Raw genomic sequence first — 722 nt, forward strand, 5'->3', positions numbered from 1 at the left:
TGTTGCGATCGTATCAGCTATTGGGAACGCTGCGAAGAATGGAGTCTTAATTAAAGGCGGTACTTTCTTAGAAAAAGCAGGTACCATTACTGCATTTGATAAAACAGGGACTTTGACTGAAGGAAAGCCTAAAGTATCAGAAATCAAGCCGTTAAACGTATCAGAAGAGGAATTACTTTCAATTGCATTAACATTAGAAGATTATTCAACACATCCAATAGCCAAAGCGATTGTTGGATATGCCAATGAAAAAGGAATTCAGCCTAAAATTGGTGAGTTATTTAAAAGTATCGTAGGAAACGGCGTTCAAGCGACCATTCAAGGAGATATCTTATACGCTGGAATCTTAAACTATTCGAAGAAATGAATGTATCCTTAGAGGAAGTAAAAAAACATGTTCAAGATATACAAAGTAATGGGAAAACCGTAGTTATTATCGGTACAAATCATCAGGTAATGGGTATGATTGCATTTTCTGATACAATACGTGACACAACGGTTTCAGCTTTAAAAGGATTAAAGCAAAGTGGGATTAACCAAACTGTATTGTTGACCGGAGATAATGAAGGAACTGCAAAAATGATTGCTTCAGAAGCTAATGTTACTCGTTGTTTTTCAGATTTATTACCGGAGGATATAGTAGATGCCATAAAGAAATTACAAAATGAAGGACATAAGGTGGCAATGGTCGGAGACGGTATTAATGATGCTCCAGCACTTTC

1 pseudogene is annotated in these 722 nt (G+C 36.4%); it reads left to right on the forward strand.

The annotated features are described in order from the left end of the window. Positions 1–722, forward strand: a pseudogene (locus AC1DUW_RS31425) (heavy metal translocating P-type ATPase); the annotation flags it as partial.

The sequence above is a fragment of the Peribacillus sp. P4_C12 genome, assembly GCF_056402095.1.